This window comes from Bradyrhizobium sp. SK17, from assembly GCF_002831585.1.
GTDB lineage: Bacteria > Pseudomonadota > Alphaproteobacteria > Rhizobiales > Xanthobacteraceae > Bradyrhizobium.
The window spans coordinates 6,512,038-6,530,958 of the sequence record NZ_CP025113.1 but is presented as its reverse complement, the minus strand read 5'-3'; the positions used below and the strand labels follow the sequence as shown (position 1 = coordinate 6,530,958).

Here is an 18,921-nt window from a genome sequence, read left to right as displayed (position 1 = left end):
CGCATGAGTGCGAACGAGGGGCGGCTCGCCCGGAATACCGCGCTCGCGGTATTCGCGCTGGTGCTGCTGCGGCTGGTGGCGGCGGCATGGACGCCGCTGACCTTCGACGAAGCCTATTACTGGATGTGGTCGAAGGCGCTGGCCGGCGGTTATTATGATCATCCGCCGATGGTCGCGATCGTGATCCGGCTCGGCACCATGATCGCGGGCGACACGCCGTTCGGCGTGCGGCTGGTCTCGATCCTGCTCGCGTTCCCGATGAGCTGGGCGATCTACCGGGCCGCGGCGATCCTGTTCGGCGGCCAGCGCATTGCCGCGAGCGCAACCATCCTGCTCAACGTCACGCTGATGGCCGCCGTCGGCACGCTGATCGTGACGCCGGATGCGCCGCTATTGGTCGCCGCCAGCCTGCTGCTGTACGCGCTCGCCAAGGTGCTGGAGAGCGGCCGCGGCGCCTGGTGGCTCGCGGTCGGCGCCAGCGCCGGTGCGGCGCTGTTGTCGAAATACACCGCGCTGTTCTTTGGTCCCGCGATCCTGATCTGGCTTGCGACGGTGCCCAAGCTGCGGCGCTGGTTTCTCTCGCCGTGGCTCTATCTCGGCGGCCTGGTCGCGGCCGGCCTGTTCGCGCCTGTCATCCTCTGGAATGCCGAGCACCAATGGGTGTCGTTCATCAAGCAGATGGGGCGCGCCCGGATCGAGGATTTCCGGCCGACCTACATCGCCGAGCTGATCCCGACCCAATTCGCGTTCGCGACGCCGCTGGTGTTCATTCTCGGCGTGATGGGCCTCTATGCGCTCTATCGGCGTCGCGCCGGCGCGATGCCGGCACGCGTCCTGATCAACACGATGTTCTGGACCATCGTGGTCTATTTCACCTGGCACGCGTTACATGCGCGGGTCGAGGCCAATTGGTTCGCGCCGGTCTATCCCGCCTTTGCGCTGGCGGCCGCGGTCGCCGCGATCCAGGCGCAGTGGGCGCCGCGCGAGCAGCGCACCGTGGATTTCTGCCGCCGCTGGGCTGCACCCAGTGGCGTCGTGCTGTTCGCGCTGCTGATCGTGCAGGCCAACACCGGCATCCTCTCGGGATATCGTCGTGACGCCACCGTGCGCAGCGTCGGCGTCGGCTGGCCGGAGCTCGCCGGCGAAATCGAGGCGGCACGGGTGAAGTCGGGTGCAAGCTGCGTGCTGGCGCCGGACTATGGCACCGTCGGCTGGCTCGCGTTCTATCTCCCCAAGGGCAGCTGCGTCGCCCAGCAGGGCCAGCGTATCCGCTGGGTCAATATGCCGGAGCCGAGCCCGGCGCAGCTCTCGGGCAAGCTGCTGTATGTGCATGAGCTCGACCAGCCGATGCCGGCTTCGGTGCGCGACAATTTCACTCGTATCGAAACCATCGCCGAAGCCAGGCGCATGCGTGGGCCGCTGGTGATCGAGACCTACGCGCTGGATCTGCTGGAAGGCGCAAAGGGCGATGTCCTCGATCGCTCGCCGCCGCCGGAACTGCAATGAATTGCCGCGGCTGACTGTCGGGCGCTCCGGTTCCGGTTCGTCTTCCAGGGAGCCCTTCAATCACGCGAGGTTCCGATCATGACCAGTTCCGTTCTCAAGCCCGCCGCCGAGCTCGCCAGGACAAACACCAGCCGCGTCCCCAATGAGAGCGCCGAATATCGTCGCGCGCGCCAGGCGCTGCTTGTCGAGGAGATCGAGTTGCGCCGGCACATCGAACGTGTGGCCGAGCTGCGCCGCGCGTTGCCGCCGGGCGGCGAGGTGACTACGGCCTATGAATTCACCGGCGAAGCCGGTCCGGCCTCGCTCGGCGATCTCTTCGGCAACAGGCAGACCCTGATCATCTACAGCTACATGTTCGGCCCGCAACGCGAAAAGCCGTGTCCGATGTGCACCTCGTTCATGGGCACATGGGAGGAGAAGCTGCCCGATATCGAGCAGCGCGTGTCGTTCGTGTTCGTGGCGCGCTCGCCGATCGCGCGGCTGGTCGAGGCGAAGCGGGCGCGCGGCTGGACCCGCCACAGGGTCTATTCGGACATGTCGGGCGACTACACGCGCGACTATGTCAGCAAGGATGATGGCGACGTGCCCGGCTACAATGTCTTCACGCGCCACGACGGCACGATCCGTCATTTCTGGGCCGGCGAGATGGGGGCGGGCACGATGGACCCCGGGCAGGACCCGCGTGGCGCACCCGATCTCGACCCGCTCTGGACCGTGCTCGACACCACGCGAGAGGGCCGCGGCACGGACTGGTATCCGAAGCTGAGCTATTGAGGAGACGTTTCTTGCGCGATGCCCGTGGATTTACGGGGCGATCGGCAAGGAAATTCTCCCCTGAATTTATTCCGGCATCCTGCACCCGGGCGGCGTGCCGGAATGTCCCAGCATGGGACAAAAAAACCGTTTTGGCGTTCCAATGTCATCTTAAAAAAGCCCTACGCCACAGGCACTTCCCGCGTTGCAGGGGATCGCATCCGGTTAAGTCGCATTTAACTAAAAGTCGCCTTAATGGCCGTCTGTGCCCCCTGCGCGACGGTGAGCCGAAATGTCGTTCGGCAGATCCAGTGTGGGGACAAAGGTGGACCTGTTTTGAGCGCCGGGTGTATGGGTACGAGTGCGAGTGCGTATGTTCTTGGGGCTCCGAGCCGCAAGAAATCCTCCCGAAAAATCCTCCCACAGCATTTCCTCGGCAGTGCCGCGGTGGCGGGGCTGGTGCTTGGTTGCGCCTGGACCGTCTATGCCAACATCTTTGCCGCGAGCGTCTATCCCTCGGTGGGCAGTGCGTCGTTCGAGGCCCCGGCGGTCAAGCGGCCGGTAGCGGCCGCCGCACGGCCGGCTCCGGCATTCAACGAGGTGTTCGCCTCGCTGACCCCCGCACCGGCGGCGCCCGCCAAATCCGAGGCCACCAAGTCCGAGGTGGCCAAGTCCGGGGTCGTCAAGTCCGAAGTCGCCAAATCCGAAGTCGCGAAGTCGGAAACCCCGGCACCTTCACTCATGTTTAACGATCGGTTTGCGGCGGCTTCGCCCGAGGGCGTGGCATCCAGCGTCGTCGCCGACGCCGCGCCGCAGATCGACCCGATCAAGCAGGCCGCCGCGCCCAAGGTCGCCGAAGCGAAGCCGGTCGCCTCGGCAAAGCTTGCGGAGGCCTCGAAGCCGCTGCCGGCGCCGAAATCAGTCGAGATCAACAAGAAGGAAGCCGCCGCCAATCTGCAGGTGGCGCTCAACGATCCATCAGCGTCGGTGCAACCGAAGGCTACCGACACCAAGGCAGCGGAGAGCAAGTCGGCCACCAAGTCCGGCAGCGTCACGGTGCGTGACATGGCCGCGCGCGCCAAGGCCGCGGTGATGTCGATCGCCTCGAACGAGCGGCAGACCATGGTCGAGAAGCTGTGGGGCAAGCGCGAGTCGAATGGCGGGCTGCTCTCCTTTGCTTCGGCCGACGCCAACGTCACCGGCAGCATCCCCTCGACGCTCGACCAGAACCCGATGCTCGGCGGCTCGCCGCCCTATGACCGCCAGACCGCGGTCTATGACATCTCGGCCAGGACCGTATACCTGCCCGACGGCACGCGGCTCGAGGCGCATTCGGGGCTCGGCTCCCGGCTCGACGATCCCCGGTCGTCGCATCTGAAAATGGTTGGTGTGACGCCGCCGCACATCTACGAACTCAAGCCGCGCGAGGCGCTGTTCCACGGCGTGCCGGCGCTGCGGCTCAATCCGATCGGCGGCGAGGGCAAGATCTTCAACCGCGTCGGCCTGCTCGCGCACACCTTCATGCTCGGCCCGAACGGCGATTCCAACGGTTGCGTCTCGTTCAAGGACTATTACGCGTTCCTCGACGCCTACCGTAACAAGGGTATCCGCCGCCTCGCGGTGCTCGCGCGGATTCAGTAGGCGCTGTCTGCCGGAGGGGAGCTTGCTCCCCTTGGCCTGTCCCGCCGTCGTCAGCTATCTCGGTGGCGTCAATCGGAGCGCAGGGCAGGCGCTGGACACTCGTGCAGGACACTGGCCGCCGGCGCCCGCGGGGTGGGCAAGATCTTGCTAATTGCGCTGGTGATGCGGACCGGGTGAACGGGCACGGTGGCGCACTGAACTAGATCACGCGAAGACGTCTCAACTCCGCCACTTCGGCAGGCTCGAAGCCAAATTCCGCAAGCACCTCGTCGGTGTGCTCGCCGAGTTCCGGCGGGGCACGCCGAATTTCGGCAGGCGTCCGGCTCAGCTTGATCGGCTGACCGAGGATTTCGACATGGCCGAGCTTCGGGTGATTGAGAGATTGTACGATTCCGATTTCCTTGACTTGGGGGTCTGAGAACATTTCATCGAGCTTGTAGATCGGTCCCGCCGGAACGCCGGCCGCGTTGAGGCATTCGATCCACGCGGAGGCCGTGTTCTGTGAAGTTGCGGCTTCGATCGAGGCGTTCAGGGCGTCGCGGTTGCTTTCTCGCAAATCCGCCGTCACGAAACGGGGATCTGAACTCAGCTCGAGCGCGCCGATCGCGCTGCAGAGCCGGTGGTAACTGTCATTCCCTACCGTTGAGATCGTGAAATAGCCGTCCTTGGCCTTATAGACCCCGGTAGGAACGATCTTGGGGCGATCGTTTGCGCGCTGCTGCGGAATGTGCCCGTCCATCAGCCAGCTCATGGCCTGATAATCCAACAGCATGATCTGCGACGACAACAGATTGGCCTGTACCCACTGTCCTTTTCCCGACCGTTCACGCTCGATGAGCGCGATCATCGCTCCGATCGCGGCAAATATCCCGGCGCTTACATCTGCGGGTGAGATTCCTGCTCGCAGCGGCCCGCGATCCGCATAACCTGTAAGCCACATCAACCCTCCCATGCCCTGGGCGATCAGATCGAAGCCTGGTCGCGCGCTGTAGGGCCCCGTTTCCCCGAACGCGGAAATCGAGGTGTAGACGAGCCTTGGATTGATCGCCGATAGACTGTCGTAGTCGATACCCAATCGATGCTTTACGTCTGGCCGAAAATTCTCGACGACCACGTCGACGGTCTCGATCAATCTCTTGAGAACAGCCACGCCTTCGGGCCGCTTGAGGTCCAACGTGATTCCACGCTTGTTTCTTTGGGCGTTGACGTAGTCGGACGAATAGCGATCGTCCCCCATGGGATCTCCTTCGCCATCGGTGCGCTCGACCTTGATGACGTCGGCTCCGAAGTCGCCAAAGAATTTCACGCAGGTCGGGCCGGCTCGAACGCGCGACAGATCGAGCACGCGAATATGAGATAGGGGAAGGCGCGACATATAACCTCGACGCTTTGAGGACGGTCAGTGGTGCAAGATTGTTCTGGAAGATCGCGGTGTCAGTTGAACTGACTTCTCATCCGAAGCGGCCCCTGCCTGAATCTCCGGTTGCAGGTGAGCATGGTGGCGAGCCATGCGGGGCCAGCCCGCCGCCAACTTGGTCCCTTGGCTCGACGTGACATGGATATCATCCGCGGTAGCCGCCAATTTTTCCCGCCAAACCGGGATCAGCAATTGGGATCATGCGTCGGCTCGAAGGGGAAATGGATTGGCCGATTTGCCGAGCGATCGACTGAGAGTTTGAAGATGTCGAACCTGTTGTAGTAGCCGACGACATCGTGGATCCGCTTCTGCACAACGGCGTCCTTGAGATCGATCGTGGCCGTCACCAAGCCTTCTTGATCGCTCAAGACGCTGCTTATGAGTGCACCTGTCGGGCCCAGGATCATCGAGACACCTCGAGGGCTGGCCTCCATGATCTCAGCGGCTTCCGGCCCCATCGTTGCGATCGCCTCGCGCGCGGACTGGTCGTGGTACGCAGATGCAACGATATTGAAGGCTTTTGCCTCGAAAGAATGTGCGGCGGCGCGAATCCGAATTGCCTGTTCGAGATCGTAGGTGCCGGCCGTCTTTACCTTTCCAGCCACTCCTATGGGCGGGTAGGTGGAAATATGAACCTGTTCTCCTTGCGCCATCAACGAAAAGCGCGCCAGCGGATTGGTGTTCTCGCCGCAGATCAGCATGCCGATGCCGCCGATCTCCGTGTCGCTAACGCGCAGGCCCGCGCCATCACCATTGGCCCACACCAGTTTCTCGAAAAACGTGGGCACCAGCTTCCTGTGATGATTCAGGATATCACCGCCAGGGCCGATCAGAACATTCGCATTCCACAGACAACCCACACTTACACTGCTCGCCTCCGTGAATCCGATGGAGACGAAGATATCGTTGGCGCGCGCGGCGGCGCGGACCTTTCCCATCTCGGGACCATCGACACGGATGGCCTGAGCAGCCAGCTCGGCGAAGTACTTGTCTCCGTCAAAAGGCGCAGCCAATGTCGCCCAGGTAGGATAGCCCGGGATGAACGCCTCGGGAAAGGCGATCAGGCGAACGCCTTGCCGAGCTGCTTCAGCGATGATGTCGCAGGCTTTTTCCGTCGTTTTGTCACTGTGGCCATAGACAGATGCGACATGAGCTGCCGCGACTTTGTAGCTTGGATAAAGTCCCATACGTCCTCGTGGCACTCGCGAATGCGCGCCACCACTTTATGGACAGATCGCCCGACCAAGAAGCTGGATCTGCGCATTCGTCATTGCGGAAATTCGGGCAGATGCTTACGACCACCGATTGAAGTGATCGTGATCCTCCTTGAATATCTTCTTCAGAAATCCGATCAGCGACTTTACTCTTGCGGTATAGCGAAGATCCTGATGGGTACTGACCCAGATCCCGCGTTCGATCGCGATGCTCTCCCGAAGGATCGGGACCAATCTGCGATCGGTACGCGCGGCGAAGACCGGCAGCATCACAATGCCAGCACCCGCCGCAACGGCGGCCATCTGCGTCCCCATGCTGGTGGAATTCAACACGTCGCGATGCCCTTCGACCACCTCGTCCAGGAACCGCGCGGACTCGACGCTGAGAAGATCAGGTATGAACGAAACGAACCGATGGCGAGCGAGATCGGTCCGATTCTTCGGCGTGCCCTCGCTGTCCAAATATCGCTGGGAAGCGAACAAATGCACCGTGATCGTGCCAAGCTGTTCTTTGTGGAGACCCCGTCCTTCCGGTTCGTAGAAGCTGACGAACAGGTCGGAATCCCGGATCGCGACGTTCACGGGCCGCAGTTGTGTGACGATCTCGAGACGCATTGGAGGTTGCGTCAACTGAAAGGCTGCGAGCCGCTCGGCCAAATAGAACGTCGATAGACCTTCGTAGGTCGAAATGCGGATGAGCGGAGAGGCTCCTTCGACTTCACCGCGCGAAAGATCGAGGACTTGCGAAACCTGACTGTCGATCGTTTCAACATGCCGGAGAATGTTTCGGCCGAATTCGGTGAGGTACAATCGCTCGCGCTTGCGTTCGACGAGACGGAGCCCAAGGTCGGCTTCCATTTGCGCAATGCGGCGGCTGACCGTCGACTGGTCAAGTTGCAGCAACCGGGCAGCCCCCGCGATGTGATCGCTGCGCGCAATCGCGAGGAATATTCGCAGATCATCCCATCTGATCGATCGGAGGGATTTTGCATTGCCCATTCTGAACATGCGTATTCACGTTTGGCCCGCAAAATACAAGCCTACAAGTGGCTTGTGTGGTCCTCGCACCCGGTCCGGGGCAGATTCGGAACAGACGCAAAAGTTTAGAAAGCCTTGGTTTCCGAGAGAACGAGTATTTCTGCATTGATCATTGCGGAAATGCGTCGCCTCAGCTAGCGGGCACGAACTGGGTCGAGCCATTGCGATGATGCGGGGTCGCGCGATACCTGGGTCACGCCCACCCGTCGACGAGCGCCGATGGGCGGGCCGCCGGCTGGGACGAATTGACCGGCGCGCGGCCAGGCCCTGTCCGAAGGTCGCAGTCGCGTCCCTTGAAAGGCTGCCGGGCGCGCTATATCCTGCGGAATACAGGGGTGCCAGGGTCAACAGCGCCGCGTTCCCGAGGGTCTGAGAACCCGGGGAGCAGGGGAGGGAAGCATGAGCCGGTCGCCGGGTGTCATGCATACGGACAAGGTTCTCGATGTGCTTGCCGGAGGCGGGGCGCCGTCCGAGCTGTCGGCGTCGTGGCGCCGCTCCGGCCATCTGCATGCGCTCGATCCGGCGAGCCGTAGGCCTTCCCATCGTCTCCAGCAAGCCGACGTCGCCGCCGCGCAGCAGCGTCTCGGCGAGTTTCTGAAGGTCGCCCAGGGCACGCTCGACCGGCTGTTTCTTGCTGTCGGCGGCGTCGGCTGCTCGGTGCTGCTCGCCGATCGCGACGGTGTCGTGGTCGACCGGCGCGGCGCCGGCGCCGATGACGCGACGTTCGACGCCTGGGGGCTGTGGACCGGCGCGGTCTGGAGCGAGAAATATGAGGGCACCAACGGCATCGGTACCTGCATCGTGGAGAAGCGGCCGCTGTCGATCGATCGCGAGCAGCACTTCTTCACCCGCAATTCCGGATTGTTCTGCACCACCGCGCCGGTCTTTGACGAGCATGGCGAGCTTGCCGCGGCGCTCGATGTCTCCTCCTGCCGCGCCGACCTGACCGACGGATTTTCCCGCTTGATCGCCACCACGGTCACCGACGCTGCGCGCGCGATCGAGGCCGAGAATTTTCGCCGGGCGTTTCCCGATGCGCGAATTCTGCTGACGCCGCGAAGCGAGCGCGCCGTCAACTCGCTGCTCGCGGTCGATCGCGACGACCTCGTGATCGGTGCAACGCGGGCCGCGCGGCGCGCGCTCGGCCTCAACGCGGCGTCGCTGGCGCGGCCATTGCCGGCGGCGGATCTGATCGGTGAGACCCGTGACGATGGCGGCCTGGTTGCGGCGGAGCGCGCAGCGTTGCAGCGTGCGCTGGCACGCGCCGGCGGCAACGTGTCGAAGGCCGCCAAGAATCTCGACATGTCGCGCGCCACATTGCACCGCAAGCTCAAGCAGCTCGGTCTGCATCGCTAAGGTTCCGCGTTTGCGTCGGAAATGCTGACGCATCTGTGCCAATTTGCGGCGCACTCTGTCTCAGATTTGCGACAGTTCCCCTGCGGCCGTTGCGGCGGGCCCCTGTTCTGTCTGCCTGATTTGACCGAGCGTTCCGGCCAACGCCGTGTGCATCGGCGTGCCAACGGAGGAACACATGAACAAGGTTGACATGCAGTCCGTGCTCAAGGCGCCGTTTGCCAAACGCTATGGCAATTTCATCGGCGGCGAATGGCGCGAGCCCCATTCCGGAAAATATTTCGACAACGTATCGCCGGTCACGGGACTTCCGATCTGCGAGATCCCGCGCTCGGATGCGGCCGACATCGAGGCCGCGCTGGACGCAGCGCATGCGGCGAAGGACGCCTGGGGCAAGACCAGCGTCGCCGAGCGCTCGCTGATCCTCAACAAGATCGCCGACCGGATGGAGGCCAATTTCGAGAAGCTCGCAACAGCCGAGACCTGGGACAATGGCAAGCCGATCCGCGAGACCATGGCCGCCGACATGCCGCTCGCAATCGATCACTTCCGCTACTTCGCGAGCGCGATCCGCGGCCAGGAGGGCTCGATCTCCGAGATCGACCATGACACCGTGGCCTATCATTTCCACGAGCCGCTCGGCGTGGTCGGACAGATCATTCCCTGGAATTTCCCGATCCTGATGGCGACCTGGAAGCTGGCGCCTGCGCTGGCCGCCGGCAATTGCGTGGTCATCAAGCCGGCCGAGCAGACCCCGGCCTCGATCATGACCTGGCTTGAGCTGGTCGGCGATCTCCTGCCCAAGGGCGTCGTCAATGTCGTCAACGGCTTTGGTCTCGAGGCCGGCAAGCCGCTGGCGTCGTCGAACCGGATCGCCAAGATCGCCTTCACCGGCGAGACCACGACGGGCCGGCTGATCATGCAATACGCCTCGCAGAACCTGATCCCGGTGACGCTCGAACTCGGCGGCAAGTCGCCCAACATCTTCTTCAAGGACGTCTGCGCGGAAGATGACGATTTCTTCGACAAGGCGATCGAAGGCTTCGTGATGTTCGCGCTCAACCAGGGCGAGGTCTGCACCTGTCCGAGCCGGGCGCTGATCCATGAATCGATCTACGACCGCTTCATGGAGCGCGCGCTGAAGCGCGTCGCGGCGATCACGCAAGGCAGCCCGCTCGACCCGTCGACGATGATCGGCGCACAGGCGTCCTCCGAGCAGCTCGAGAAGATTCTGTCCTACATCGACATCGGCAAGAAGGAAGGCGCCAAGGTGCTGGCCGGCGGCGAGCGCAACAATCTCGGCGGCGGACTGTCGGGCGGCTATTACGTCAAGCCGACCGTGTTCGAGGGCAACAACAAGATGCGCGTGTTCCAGGAGGAGATCTTCGGGCCGGTGGTGTCGGTCGCGACCTTCAAGACCGATGAAGAGGCGCTCTCGATCGCCAACGACACGCTCTATGGCCTCGGTGCCGGCGTCTGGAGCCGCGATGCCAATCGCTGCTACCGGTTCGGTCGCGCGATCCAGGCCGGCCGGGTCTGGACCAACTGCTATCATGCCTATCCGGCGCACGCGGCGTTCGGCGGCTACAAGCAGTCCGGCGTCGGCCGAGAGAACCACAAGATGATGCTCGACCACTATCAGCAGACCAAGAACATGCTGGTGAGCTATAGCGCCAAGAAGCTCGGCTTCTTCTGAGGGCTCGGTCCACCCCATCGTTTGGGGAACCAAAACGACAGGCTTCGGCGGGACGTTCCGCCGAAGCCCCATCACGGAGGCCGGGATGGCTGACAAGGTGACCGCGACGCCTGCCGCACTCGAACTGATTGCCGAGATCGTCGCCGATCATGGGCCGGTGCTGTTTCACCAATCCGGAGGCTGCTGCGACGGTTCGTCGCCGATGTGCTATCCGCAAGGTGACTTCCTGATCGGCGATTACGACGTCAAGCTCGGTGAGATCGGCGGCGCGCCGTTCTACATCAGCGGTTCGCAGTATGACGTCTGGAAGCATACCGATCTGATCATCGACGTCGTTCCTGGTCGCGGCGGCATGTTCTCGCTCGACAACGGGCGCGAACGCCGGTTCCTGACCCGGTCCGAGATCTGCGCGCTGCCGCCACGCGAGGCGGAATAGGGCGGTCTGCGCGATCTGGAACTGGAGGCCATTGTCGCTATACTGCGTCGATCCGGAGCGAGTCCCAGCTCGATACCGGTCCTTGGCGCAAGGCGAACATGTCTCCTGCAACCCCCATCGAAACCCCTCCACCGATCACGACCGAAGCATTCGTCGATGCCGGCGCGGCGGTGTCCCGCCTCGAAGAGATCTACGAGCGCAACACCGGCTTCCTGCGCAACCGCTTCGAGGCCTATGTCAACGGCGCGGTGATCACCACGCGGGTCCGCGCGCATTACCCGTTCGTGCGCATCACGACATCGTCGCATGCCCGGCTGGATTCCCGCCTCGCCTACGGGTTCGTCGCGGGGCCCGGCATTCACGAGACCAGCGTCACCCGGCCGGATATTTTCCGGACCTATCTCACCGAGCAGATCGGGCTCCTGATCAAGAACCATGGCGTGGCGGTCGAGATCGGGGAATCCGATGAGCCGATTCCGATCCATTTCGCCTACCGGCGCGACATCAATATCGAGGCGGCGCTGACCATTGCCGACAGTTCGGCCTTCACGCGATCGCTGCGCGATATCTTCGATACGCCCGACCTCGCCGCGATGGACGATGCGATCGCCGACGGTACGTTCGAATTGAAGCCGGGCATGCCGGAGCCGCTGGCGCTGTTCCGCGCCGCGCGGGTCGACTACTCGTTGCGCCGGCTCTATCACTACACCGGCACCGATCCGGAGCATTTCCAGAACTTCGTGATCTTCACGAACTACCAGTTCTATGTCGATGCCTTCGTGCAGCTCTCCCAGCAACGCCTCGCGGCGGGCGAGGCCGGTCTTGAAGCCTTCGTTGCGCCCGGCAATGTGATCACCCGCAACGCGCTGGCTGGCGGCGGTACCACCGGCAGCGCATCGGAGCGTGTCCCGCAGATGCCGGCGTTTCATCTGGTCGAGCCCGGCTATCGCGGCATCACCCTGATCAATATCGGGATCGGTCCGTCGAACGCGCGCAACATCACCGATCACGTCGCGGTGTTGCGGCCGCACGCCTGGCTGATGATCGGGCATTGCGCCGGCTTGCGGAACACGCAGCGGCTCGGCGACTATGCGCTCGCCCATGGCTATGTCCGCGAGGATCACGTGCTCGATCACGAGCTGCCGCTGTGGGTGCCGATCCCGGCGCTGGCGGAGATGCAGGTGGCGCTGGAGGAGGCGGTCGGCGAGGTCACCGGGCTCACCGGCTTCGAGCTCAAGCGGCTGATGCGGACCGGCACGGTCGCCAGCGTCGACAATCGCAATTGGGAGATCAGCGGGCCGCAGGTGATCCGGCGGCTGTCGCAGTCGCGCGCCGTCGCGCTCGACATGGAGTCGGCGGCGATCGCCGCCAACGGCTACCGGTTCCGCGTGCCCTATGGCACGCTGCTGTGCGTTTCCGACAAGCCGCTGCATGGCGAGATCAAGCTCGCCGGCATGGCCAGCGAATTCTATCGTCAGCGCGTCGGTCAGCATCTCGAGATCGGCCTCAGGGCGCTGGAGCGGCTCAAGCAGCAGGAATCCGAACGGCTGCATTCACGCAAGCTGCGCAGCTTCGCCGAGGTCGCATTCCAGTAGGGCATGATCGGGAAAACTGCGAAGCCGTTCTCCGAAAAGATCATGCACAGGCAAGAGGCGCTCGTCTGCTCACGCCGCGAGCGATTTCCACAATTGCATCTCGGTGCCGACCGCGGCCTTGACCTGCGGCCGGGCCTGGATGCGGGAGAGATAGGCTGCCAGTGACGGCCATTGCGCGACGTCGACGCCGGCGGCGCGGAGCAACAGCAGGGCCCAGGCGAAGTGCGCGTCGGCGACCGTGAAGCGTTCTCCGACCAGGAATTCGCGGTCCGCCAGATGCGCAGATGGCACCGACAAGGTCTGGCCGATCCGCGCACGCGGCTTGGCCAGCGATGCGTCGTCCTTGTACCAGAAGGTCGGGAACAGAAAGCCCTTGTGGATCTCGGTGCCGATGAAGCTCAGCCACTCCTGCAACCGGTAGCGATCCGGATCGCCTGGCTGCGGCGCCAGGCCGAGCTCGGGTTTGCGGTCCGCGATATATTGCAACACCGCCGCGCTTTCCGTCAGGCGTTCGCCGTTCTCCAGCACCAGCACGGGTACCGCGCCCTTCGGCGCGACCGCGCGGAAGTCGCCATCGTCCTCCACCACCTTCTTGGTCCAGAGCTGGACGAGGTGGTAGCGCGCCTCGATCCCGGCCTCCATCAATGCGATGCGGCTGGCGAGCGAGCAGGCCATCGGCGAGAAATACAGCTCAAGCATGGCGATGTCTCTCAGGCGAGGGCGTTGCCGCGGGCGATGATCGCGAAGCGGTCGGATAGTTCGGCGAGCGCGACGTCGTGGATGAGTTTTGCGGCAATGGTGCCGCCGCTGCCGTCGGGCAGGTCGCGGGTGGCGCAGCTGTCGGCATCGATGGTGGTGCGGAAGCCGAGATCGAGCGCGGCGCGGGCCGTCGAGCTGACGCACATATGCGTCATGAAGCCGGCGAGCACCAGCTCCTTGCGTCCGGTCGCGGCAAGCTGCGTGTTCAGCTCGGTGCCGGCGAACGCGTTCGGCAATTGCTTCTCGATCACGATCTCGCCCGGCCTTGGTGCCAACGGCGCCACGATCGCGCCGCGCTCCGCGGCGCGGTCGAACAGGCTTCCCGGCGCTCCCTTGTGCGCGATGTGGATGATTACAGCGCCGCTGTCGCGTGCGCGTCCGAGCAACGCGGTAGCGCGTGCGATCGCGGGGCTGGCGTCGGGCAAAGCGAGGGGACCTGCGAGATATTCGTTCTGGATATCGATCAGCACCAGGCAGCTGTCGCCGAGGCGAGGCGGGGTAAGATCGATACCGGCGAGCTGCATCAATGTCTTGGCTGCGGTCATGGTCCCGATGTCTCCAGCGGATGTGTCTTGCGAAAATATAGCCGTGGAGCAGCCTGCTGTTATGCAGGGATATTGCAGCCGGTGGCTGCGTTATTGCAGGCAGGCCAGGTACGATGTAGCCTGACGCCATGAATTGGGACGACCTTCGCATCATCGCCGCCGTCAGGGACGAGGGCACCTATGCCGGCGCCAGCGCGCGGCTGCGCATCGACGAGACCACGGTCGGCCGGCGGCTGGCGCGGATCGAGCGCGCGCTCGGCTTACGCCTGTTCGAGGCCGCCGACGGCCTGCGCAAGCCGACCCGGCAATGCGACGTCGTGCTCGCGCACATCCAGGCGATGGCCGTGCATGCCGAGGAGATCGGCCGGATCGGCGAGAGCCTGCCCGGGCCGGTCGGCCGGCTGCGCATCGCTTCGACCAATGCGATTGCGGAGGAGGTGCTGGCACCGCGCACCGGCGCGTTGCTGCGTGCCCATCCGGGCTTGACGTTGCAGTTTCTGACGTCGAGCGACAACGTCAAATTCTCGCGCTGGGAGGCCGATCTCGCGATCCGCCTGCGCAAGCCCGACAAGGGCGACTTTGCGATCTCGAAGCTCGCCGAGGTCAGGCTGTATTTCTTCGAGCCGGCCGCGACGACGGCGGGAGAGGCGGTGACGTGCGCCTATCCGGACGAACTCGGAGGCATTCCTGAAATGCAGTTCCTGCGCGCGAAGCGGCTTCGCGCGCGCTGCGTCACCGACAATGTGCGTGTCATCCACAGACTGATCCAGTCGCATCACGCGGTCGGCGTGCTGCCGGAGCATAGTTGCGTGGACCTTTTGACCGATCGCCGCCTGCGTGCCACGCTGCTGCCGAAGCGACGCGACGTGTGGCTGCTGGTGCAGAACCATCTCAAGCGCGACGCGGCCACGCGCGTTACCATCGATTGGCTGCGCGGCTGTTTCCAGGATGTCGTACGAGGCGGGTGAGCCCCGGAATGACGAGGTGATGGTCGGTGTCCCGTCATGAAAAAATCACACATTGCCCTCTTGCAACCCGGGCGTGCTTCGTCTATTAGCCCGCTCCTTCGCTTCGGCCATGGGTTCGGGCTCGTGAGATCCCGACTGGCGCGTACCGCTCTGCGGTGTCGTGTTCCGCCGAAATGAAGATCACGAGAATGAAGCTCATGGGCGAGCGTCGGGACTGAAATCCCGAAGGTACCGGTTCGAATCCGATCTTCTCACAAAGGATAGCTCAGTTGGTTAGAGCAGGTGAATGATACTCATCGGGTCGCGGGTTCGATTCCCGCTCCAAGCGCTCCGTTTCAGCCTTCAAAGCTGACTCCTCTGAAGGGGACCGGACGCGCGCTTCAGTCGCAGTCCGGCCGTCCTGCCGCAAGGCTCTTCGTCCGAACATCGACACTGTGAGACCGGCTTTGCGCCGCGGTGGATACCGCTTGCGCTGATGCCGGGTGGCTCCGCACGGCCGCACGACAATCGTCGTGCGATCGCGCGCGTGCGCCCGTCATCGCGCAAGCTCAAGCCACGGCCCGCTTGGCTGACAGGAAGCCGCGTTCGCGTCCTCACGTCCTTTGCAAAATGAAACCCGCTCTCAGGCCCATGGGCCCGAGGCAACGATGGAGGCGTGCCATGACCTGGCATTTCTTGACGACCAAGTTGACGGTGAAGGATGGCGAGCGCGCATTGCTGACGCGTGACGGCCGGCTCGAGCAGGTGCTCGGCCCCGGTCGCCATCGGCTGTTCGATCCCTTGCATGAGCTCAAGGCCGAGCTGTTCAGCGTCGTGCGCAGCGAATTCCCCGCGGATCGCTTCGCGGTGATCAAGGCCGCGCGGCCCGATCTGGCTGACGAGCTGTTCGCGGCGGTCGAGACCAAGGCGAACGAGATCGCGATCGTCAGCCTCGATGGCCGTCCCGTGCAACTGATGACGCCCTGGCAGACCCGCGTGTACTGGAAGGTCGCGACCGTGGTCGATGTCGAGCGCATCGACGTGACCAGCGATCCCAGGGTCACGGCGCGCCACCTCGCGATGATCCAGCCCAACCGGGCCGGCGTCATCACCGAGGCGGTGGTCGAGAACCACGAGGCGGGCTTGCTCACGGTCGAGGGCAAGCTGGTCGAGCGGCTCGCGCCCGGCCGGCACGCGTTCTGGATCGCGGGCCGCAAGATCGAGGTCAAGCGCCTCGACCTGCGTCCCCAGGCGATCGAGATCACGGCGCAGGAGATGCTGACCAAGGACCGCATCGCGCTGCGCGTGACGCTGACCGCGTTCCGCCGGATCGTCGATCCCGAGCGGGTCGTGGCCACGGTGCCCGACGTGGATGCGTGGCTGTACCGCCTGGTGCAGTTCGCGATCCGCGAGGCGGTGGCCGGCCGCACGCTGGACGAGGTGCTGTCTGCGAAGACGGCGCTCGACGAGGAGTTGCGCGACTATGTCCGCGACCGTGTCGCGGGCTCTGGCGTCGAGGTTACCGAACTCGGCGTCAAGGACGTGATCCTGCCCGGCGAGATCCGCGAGCTGGTCAACAAGGTGGTGGAGGCGGAGCGGGTGGCGAAGGCCAATTTGATCCGTCGCCAGGAGGAGACCGCGGCGACGCGTTCGCTCCTCAACACCGCCAAGCTGATGGAGGAGAACCCTCTGTTGCTGCGGCTCAAGGAGCTCGAGTCGCTGGAGCGCCTGGTCGAGAAGGTCGGCCGCATCGACCTGCACGCCGGCGACGGGCAGGGCCTCGATGCGTTGCTGACCAAGCTGGTCCGCCTCAAGGCGCCCGAGAGCGCATGACAAGAAGGGCCGCCCACGGGCGGCCCTTCACGTTCGTCATTCCGGGGCGCGCGCAGCGCGAGCCCGGAATCCATAACCACGGCTATCACGTGGATATCCCCGGATAGAGATCAACCCATCCCGGGTTTTGCTCCTCAATGAGCCGGGTCTTCCAATCGCGCCGCCACTTCTTGAGCTCTTTCTCGCGAGTGATCGCGGTGGTTGCGTCTTCGTAAATCTCGAACCAAACCAATTTGTCGACGCCATATCGCGATGTAAAGCCTTTAACCGCCTTCGTCCGATGTTCGTGGACGCGACGCACGAGATCGTTTGTTACACCGAGATAGAGTGTGCCGTGCTTTTTGCTCGCAAGGAGATAGACGTAGTAGGCCATCTCGACACTCGTGGTTATGGATTCCGGGCTCGCGCTGCGCGCGCCCCGGAATGACGGCGGATGGTATCGTCGCTTCGAACGTCAAATCAACACTCACTCCAAAAGCAAAAACCCCGGCATCGCTGCCGGGGTTCTGCATTCCGTGGATCGCCTTGAGAGGCTGGACCTTAGAAGTCCATGCCGCCCATGCCGCCGCCCGGAGGCATCGCGGGGCCGCCGGCGTTCTTCTTCGGCAGCTCGGCAACCATCGCTTCCGTGGTGATCAGCAGCGCGGCAACCGAGGCAGCGTTCTGGATCGCGGTGCGCACGACCTTGGTCGGGTCGATGATGCCCTTCTTGACCAGGTCGGCATAGTCGCCGGTCTGGGAGTCAAAACCGTAATTGTAGGTCTTGTTCTCCAGGATCTTGCCGACGATGACCGAACCGTCTTCACCGGCGTTGATCGCGATCTGGCGAGCCGGAGCCGACAGCGCCTTGCGCACGATCTCGACGCCGGTCTTCTGGTCGTCGTTCTTGGTGCGCAGGCCCTTGAGCTGCTCGGAAGCACGGAGCAGGGCGACGCCGCCGCCCGGGACGATGCCTTCCTCGACAGCCGCGCGGGTCGCGTGCATCGCGTCATCAACGCGATCCTTGCGCTCCTTCACCTCGACTTCGGTCGCGCCGCCGACGCGGATCACCGCGACGCCGCCTGCGAGCTTGGCGAGACGCTCCTGGAGCTTCTCACGGTCGTAGTCCGAGGTGGTTTCCTCGATCTGCGCCTTGATCTGGGCAACGCGAGCGTCGATGTCGGCCTTCTTGCCGGCGCCGTTGACGATCGTGGTGTTCTCCTTGTCGATCATCACCTTCTTGGCGCGACCGAGCATCTGCAGCGTGACGTTCTCGAGCTTGATGCCGAGGTCTTCCGAGATGGCCTGGCCGCCGGTCAGGATCGCGATGTCCTGCAGCATGGCCTTGCGGCGATCGCCGAAGCCCGGAGCCTTGACGGCCGCGACCTTCAGGCCGCCACGCAGGCGGTTGACGACGAGGGTGGCGAGCGCTTCGCCTTCGACGTCTTCAGCGACGATGACCAGCGGCTTGCCGGTCTGCACCACGGCCTCGAGCAGCGGCAGCAGCTCGTTCAGCGAGGAGAGCTTCTTCTCGTTGATCAGGATGTAGGCGTCGTCCATCTCAACGCGCATCTTGTCGGCGTTGGTGACGAAGTAGGGCGAGATGTAGCCGCGGTCGAACTGCATGCCCTCGACGACGTCGAGTTCGGTCTCGAGCGACTTGGCTTCCTCGACCGTGATCACGCCCTCGTTGCCGACCTTCTTCATGGCGTCGGCGAGGAACTTGCCGATCTCGGCATCGCCGTTGGCCGAAATGGTGCCGACCTGGGCGATCTCCTCGTTCGAGGTGACCTTCTTCGAGTTCTTCTGGAGGTCCGCAACGACGGCTTCGACCGCGAGGTCGATACCGCGCTTGAGGTCCATCGGGTTCATGCCGGCGGCGACCGACTTGGCGCCTTCCTTCACGATCGCCTGGGCGAGCACGGTCGCCGTGGTGGTGCCGTCGCCAGCCGCGTCAGCGGACTTGGAGGCGACTTCGCGCACCATCTGGGCGCCCATGTTCTCGAACTTGTCCTCGAGCTCGATCTCCTTGGCGACGGTGACGCCGTCCTTGGTGATGCGGGGAGCGCCGAACGACTTTTCGAGCACCACGTTGCGGCCCTTCGGACCGAGGGTGACCTTCACCGCGTTGGCGAGAACGTCGACGCCGCGCAGCATCTTGTCGCGCGCCTCGACGGAGAATTTGACTTCTTTAGCTGCCATCTGAGTT

Annotated in this window: 16 protein-coding genes and 2 tRNA genes; 11 read left to right on the top strand and 7 right to left on the bottom strand. The window is 63.8% G+C overall.

What is annotated here, in order from left to right; translation table 11 throughout:
- Positions 1 to 3: 3 nt before the first annotated feature.
- From CWS35_RS30210 to CWS35_RS30200, 3 genes are all read left to right on the top strand, one after another.
- Positions 4 to 1,506 carry a glycosyltransferase family 39 protein gene (locus tag CWS35_RS30210; RefSeq protein ID WP_100955179.1) on the top strand — a complete coding sequence of 501 codons (1,503 nt, stop codon included), beginning with the start codon at positions 4 to 6 and terminating at the stop codon, positions 1,504 to 1,506.
- A gap of 78 nt (positions 1,507 to 1,584) precedes the next feature.
- Positions 1,585 to 2,280 (top strand): DUF899 family protein, encoded by a 696-nt coding sequence (locus CWS35_RS30205; protein WP_100955178.1) that lies wholly within the window; start codon positions 1,585 to 1,587, stop codon positions 2,278 to 2,280.
- Positions 2,281 to 2,706: 426 nt separating this feature from the next.
- Positions 2,707 to 3,900: a DUF2778 domain-containing protein gene (locus CWS35_RS30200; protein ID WP_100955177.1), complete on the top strand. Its 1,194-nt coding sequence runs from the start codon at positions 2,707 to 2,709 to the stop codon at positions 3,898 to 3,900.
- Positions 3,901 to 4,099: 199 nt separating this feature from the next.
- Here CWS35_RS30200 and CWS35_RS30195 read toward each other — a convergent pair whose 3' ends face one another.
- The 3 genes from CWS35_RS30195 to CWS35_RS30185 all read right to left on the bottom strand — a co-directional run bounded on the left by CWS35_RS30195 (position 4,100) and on the right by CWS35_RS30185 (position 7,530).
- The gene (locus CWS35_RS30195) at positions 4,100 to 5,275 is read right to left on the bottom strand and encodes a CaiB/BaiF CoA-transferase family protein (RefSeq protein WP_100955176.1); all 1,176 of its coding nucleotides are present in this window, start codon (positions 5,273 to 5,275) and stop codon (positions 4,100 to 4,102) included.
- A 227-nt stretch (positions 5,276 to 5,502) separates the two neighbouring features.
- Entirely contained in the window at positions 5,503 to 6,504 is a 1,002-nt protein-coding gene (locus tag CWS35_RS30190) for a carbon-nitrogen hydrolase family protein (RefSeq protein WP_100955175.1), read from the bottom strand.
- A 105-nt stretch (positions 6,505 to 6,609) separates the two neighbouring features.
- Positions 6,610 to 7,530 carry a LysR family transcriptional regulator gene (locus CWS35_RS30185; protein WP_029879438.1) on the bottom strand — a complete coding sequence of 307 codons (921 nt, stop codon included), beginning with the start codon at positions 7,528 to 7,530 and terminating at the stop codon, positions 6,610 to 6,612.
- 438 nt (positions 7,531 to 7,968) lie between these two features.
- Here CWS35_RS30185 and CWS35_RS30180 point away from each other — a divergent pair, with 438 nt between their 5' ends.
- The 4 genes from CWS35_RS30180 (at position 7,969) to CWS35_RS30165 (ending at position 12,649) form a co-directional block, all read left to right on the top strand.
- On the top strand, positions 7,969 to 8,925 hold the full coding sequence (locus CWS35_RS30180) for a GAF domain-containing protein (protein ID WP_024582534.1): 957 nt from the start codon (positions 7,969 to 7,971) through the stop codon (positions 8,923 to 8,925).
- A 175-nt stretch (positions 8,926 to 9,100) separates the two neighbouring features.
- Positions 9,101 to 10,618 (top strand): aldehyde dehydrogenase, encoded by a 1,518-nt coding sequence (gene adh, locus CWS35_RS30175; RefSeq protein WP_100955174.1) that lies wholly within the window; start codon positions 9,101 to 9,103, stop codon positions 10,616 to 10,618.
- 85 nt (positions 10,619 to 10,703) lie between these two features.
- Complete coding sequence (locus tag CWS35_RS30170; protein WP_024582532.1) at positions 10,704 to 11,054, top strand: DUF779 domain-containing protein; 351 nt, start codon at positions 10,704 to 10,706, stop codon at positions 11,052 to 11,054.
- A gap of 98 nt (positions 11,055 to 11,152) precedes the next feature.
- Entirely contained in the window at positions 11,153 to 12,649 is a 1,497-nt protein-coding gene (locus CWS35_RS30165; RefSeq protein WP_100955173.1) for an AMP nucleosidase, read from the top strand.
- Between the two features lie 69 nt (positions 12,650 to 12,718).
- On the opposite strand, the gene CWS35_RS30160 is transcribed toward CWS35_RS30165, so the two are convergent.
- Positions 12,719 to 13,348 (bottom strand): glutathione binding-like protein, encoded by a 630-nt coding sequence (locus CWS35_RS30160; protein WP_100955172.1) that lies wholly within the window; start codon positions 13,346 to 13,348, stop codon positions 12,719 to 12,721.
- An 11-nt stretch (positions 13,349 to 13,359) separates the two neighbouring features.
- Positions 13,360 to 13,953, bottom strand: coding sequence for a cysteine hydrolase family protein (locus CWS35_RS30155; protein WP_100955171.1), 594 nt, complete (start codon positions 13,951 to 13,953; stop codon positions 13,360 to 13,362).
- 128 nt (positions 13,954 to 14,081) lie between these two features.
- Between CWS35_RS30155 and CWS35_RS30150 the strand changes: the two genes are divergently transcribed.
- The 4 genes from CWS35_RS30150 (at position 14,082) to CWS35_RS30140 (ending at position 16,733) form a co-directional block, all read left to right on the top strand.
- Positions 14,082 to 14,921, top strand: a complete 840-nt coding sequence (locus CWS35_RS30150; RefSeq protein ID WP_100955170.1) for a LysR family transcriptional regulator — start codon at positions 14,082 to 14,084, stop codon at positions 14,919 to 14,921.
- 183 nt (positions 14,922 to 15,104) lie between these two features.
- Positions 15,105 to 15,176: transfer RNA gene (locus tag CWS35_RS39215), tRNA-OTHER, on the top strand.
- Between the two features lie 3 nt (positions 15,177 to 15,179).
- A tRNA-Ile gene (locus CWS35_RS30145) sits at positions 15,180 to 15,246 on the top strand.
- A 335-nt stretch (positions 15,247 to 15,581) separates the two neighbouring features.
- A complete protein-coding gene (locus tag CWS35_RS30140; RefSeq protein WP_100955169.1) occupies positions 15,582 to 16,733 on the top strand; it encodes a slipin family protein in 1,152 nt (383 codons plus the stop codon).
- 85 nt (positions 16,734 to 16,818) lie between these two features.
- Here the strand turns inward: CWS35_RS30140 and CWS35_RS30135 are convergent, their stop codons facing one another.
- Positions 16,819 to 17,106 carry a GIY-YIG nuclease family protein gene (locus CWS35_RS30135; RefSeq protein ID WP_100955168.1) on the bottom strand — a complete coding sequence of 96 codons (288 nt, stop codon included), beginning with the start codon at positions 17,104 to 17,106 and terminating at the stop codon, positions 16,819 to 16,821.
- 167 nt (positions 17,107 to 17,273) lie between these two features.
- Positions 17,274 to 18,914 carry a chaperonin GroEL gene (gene groL, locus CWS35_RS30130; protein ID WP_024582526.1) on the bottom strand — a complete coding sequence of 547 codons (1,641 nt, stop codon included), beginning with the start codon at positions 18,912 to 18,914 and terminating at the stop codon, positions 17,274 to 17,276.
- Between the last annotated feature and the right edge of the window lie 7 nt (positions 18,915 to 18,921).